Origin of the sequence: Alicyclobacillus sacchari (assembly GCF_004366795.1) — a bacterium.
Taxonomy (GTDB): domain Bacteria; phylum Bacillota; class Bacilli; order Alicyclobacillales; family Alicyclobacillaceae; genus Alicyclobacillus; species Alicyclobacillus sacchari.
In genome coordinates, this window is the sequence record NZ_SORF01000043.1 from 1 (window position 1) to 3,383 (window position 3,383).

At 55.0% G+C, this 3,383-nt stretch carries 3 protein-coding genes; all 3 read left to right on the forward strand.

Translation table 11 applies throughout. The features are described 5' to 3' along the window. On the forward strand, positions 1-567 hold a 567-nt coding region (locus tag C7445_RS14215), incomplete at its 5' end, for a 3'-5' exonuclease (protein WP_134161356.1). Between the two features lie 209 nt (positions 568-776). After that, positions 777-1,055, forward strand: coding sequence for an HU family DNA-binding protein (locus C7445_RS14220; protein WP_134161359.1), 279 nt, complete (start codon positions 777-779; stop codon positions 1,053-1,055). Between the two features lie 92 nt (positions 1,056-1,147). Continuing rightward, on the forward strand, positions 1,148-2,896 hold the full coding sequence (locus tag C7445_RS14225; protein ID WP_134161361.1) for a DEAD/DEAH box helicase: 1,749 nt from the start codon (positions 1,148-1,150) through the stop codon (positions 2,894-2,896). The last annotated feature ends 487 nt before the right edge of the window (positions 2,897-3,383 follow it).

The following is a 3,383-nucleotide window of genomic DNA, read 5'->3' on the forward strand; positions in this document are numbered from 1 at the left end:
TTGCTCAATCGTCCCAAGCGCTATATCCCTATCGACGTCGTGCACGAGGTTCAGCACGGAGGATGGGAGGCGGTGGTCGCGCACCCCAAATGTCGTGCCTTTGTGACAACCATCGACACGCTTCGCTGTATAGAGGAACCTGCCAAAGCGATACAATGGTTGGTAGACAAGCATTCCGGCCTCGTACGCCAACAAGACGAGGATGAGCCCATCAAGTGGGTGGATTCGCTCATCGCTTCGGCGTCCAGGTACAAGACCGTCTCGTCGTTTTTGCGTTTCGTGGATTGGATCATCGAGAAGTCGAAAGAGCCGAAGGACGAGGCTGTGCAACTCATGACCATCCACAAGGCCAAGGGCTTGGAATGGACGACAGTGTTCGTCGCCGGCCTTGCAGAGGGTCTTCTACCGCACAAAAAATCGCTCAAGGGCGAGGAATTGCGCGAGGAAACACGCCTGTGTTACGTCGCGATCACGCGTGCACGCGAGAATCTATATCTCCTGTCGGCCAAATGGTATGGCGACAAAGAACGGGAGTTGTCAAGGTTTATCACGGCTTTGCAAGACTGAATGAAGGGAGGAATCCATATGTGGACATGGCTCGTCGTTGGAGGTGCAATCTTGGGCATTGTCGCACTGAATATCGTGTTTCGCGAGAAAACGAAGGTATTGGAACAACGGTTTCACCGATAAGTTGGCGTAAACTTGGCCAACGAGGATGCATTCGCCATGCTATGCTCAAGTCAACACACGAATCTATCACTGAGGAGGATACACCCATGAATAAACGTGATTTAATTCAAAAAACCGCTGATAAGACCGGATTCACCAAAAAGGAATGCGAAGCGGTCTTGAACGCACTGTTTGAGACCATCACAGAAACCATCGAATCCGGTGAGAAAGTGCAAATCATCGGCTTTGGCACGTTCGAGTCACGTGAGCGTGCCGCTCGTATCGCGCGCAATCCAAGAACAGGTGAGATGGTCAACGTACCAGCACGTCGTACACCAGCCTTCAAACCGGGCGCAGACCTGAAACAAGCCGTCGTGCAGGCGTAATCACCGCACAGGGGCGTCCCTGTGCTGACCGCGCGACACAGTGGTTTCGTGTCGTCAGCAGAGGGACGCCGAGCGATGGGGAGGATAGAGCCATGGCGATTCAACTTCGTCCGTATCAGCAAACAGCCGTCGACGCGTTTTTTCAGGCGCTTGCCGATGGGCGCAAACGTCAACTCATCGTCCTTCCGACGGGCGCGGGTAAGACCATTGTCTTTGGCAGCGTTGCGAGACGCTTTCACGAGGAGGTGTCGAGAGACAAGCCGATTCTCGTCATCGCGCATCGCACGGAACTACTCGACCAAGCGGAGCAGAAAATCCACTATGTGTGGCCGGAGGCGTTCATTGGGCGTATCCAGGGTGCGCGCAATGAACAGCTTGGTGATGTGCTGCTGGCCTCCACGCAAACGCTTGTCGCGGGGCGACGAATACCTCAGCCGGGTCTCATCATCTATGACGAGTGCCATCACAGCCGCGCAGAGGGCGCGCTTGGTGTATTGGAGCGCTTGGGTGTGTTTGAGTCGGATGGCCCGCCGTTGCTTGGCGTAACCGCGACACCTTCGCGTTCAGATCGGACGGAGTTGGGCGATATCTTCGAACACCTGACGTACGAGCGCACGATTCTCGACATGATCATGGACGGATACCTGTCGGATGTGCGCGGCGTCAAGGTCGAGGTCCCAGGTCTGAATCTTGGCGCGATTCGCACGGTCGGCGGCGACTACAACGCCAAGGACTTGTCCTACGTCATGAACATTGAAGAGGCGTTGGACGCCGTGGTGGACGCGGTTCTCACGCACGCACCAGACCGCAAGACACTTGTATTCGCCGTGGATGTCAAGCATGCTCGCGCCCTGGCCGAGCGGTTTCAGAAGCGTGGCATCGCCTGCGCCGCCGTAGACGGGGCTATGAAAGCGGAAGAACGAGCTGCAATCCTCCAAGCGTTCTCGGAAGAACGCCTGCGCGTGCTTGTCAACTGCCAGATTCTCACCGAAGGCTACGATCAACCAGACGTAGACTGTGTGGTGATTGCGCGGCCAACACGTTCCCAAGCGCTCTATGTGCAGATGGTCGGGCGTGCATTGCGCCTGCATCCTGCCAAATCCGACGCGCTGGTGCTCGACCTCTCGGGCGCGAGCGACGATAAATCGTTGCAGACATTCGCCCGTCTGATGCGAACACAGAGAAAAAAGGCTGTGGGAGTACAGGTGGTGGAAGAGCAGGACATAGCGGACGACATTCCGATAGAGGAAGGCGAATCCGTTGGCGAATGGCTTACACGGATGGCCCAAAAACGAGAAAAAGCCGCGCAAGTGGCGCAAGCGATCAACCTGTTCGCCAACCGGAGTCGGTATCGTTGGCAGCAGATCAAAGAGACCTTCGCAATTTCCTATGGTGACAACGGATGGGCATACCTGTTCCGCGACGGGGACGAGTTTTGGCCAGTGCTCGAACTGCGTAACGAGAAGTTTATACCCTTGCATGAACGTGCACTGCCGCTCGAATATGCACAAGGAATTGTGGAGGGTTTTCTTGCGCTGATTGAGTCGAAAGTTATCGACAAAGAGGCCGACTGGCGCCAAGCGCCCATGTCGCCACGCCAGAAATACGTGCTCGATAAGTACCGAATCAAGTACGACGATACGTGGACACGCGGGATGGCGGCGGACGCACTTGGGCAAAAGTTTGCGGCCAAACGTGTTAAGGTGCTGCAAAAGAACTTCAACGCGCAAAAATGGCGGTCTGCATTGGCTGAACCGCATGGAAGGGCATGGCTGGAGCAACGTCTAACAGCGCTGCGTACATATGCGCAAGCGCGTCAACGTGTGGCGCAAACAAGTTGAAGATAGATTTGGTAGAATAGCCTTTGGAAGGGCAGAACCTTCCGCCTTTCCTCCTACGTCTGAGACGGAAGGGGGGTGAGGGGTATATGGACGTGTTTCGTTTGGTTCAACTCATATGCGGAGTTCTCGTTTCGCTACTGGGCACGATGAAGGCATGGCTGGAGTGGAAAGCAATGCGAGAACAACGCAAAGGGGAGACAAGCGAAAGCGGGGACGCCAGCCAGCGTAATCCCCGCTCCTAAACCCCGGCGGAAGGGCTGGTAGACCAGCCTCGCCCTTCCGCTTTGTTATTTTAAGCATACCACTTACGGTTTAACCCTTCAATGTATACGGAAACTCATCCGTGTCTCATCGTGCCGTAAACTTGGCGTAATTATTTCGTTCCTCATGACAAAGTCACATTCAGAACACCCGATACCACCGCCGTAGGCTAATGGCGACCGCTCAAAGCCTAGTGTCGTATCCAAGCAAAAGAAGCATTTAAAAC

Excerpts from the sequence above, each read along its gene's own strand:
- C7445_RS14220 (WP_134161359.1), top strand. The coding sequence starts at position 777 with ATGAATAAACGTGATTTAATTCAAAAAACCGCTGATAAGACCGGATTC.
- C7445_RS14225 (WP_134161361.1), top strand. The coding sequence starts at position 1,148 with ATGGCGATTCAACTTCGTCCGTATCAGCAAACAGCCGTCGACGCGTTT.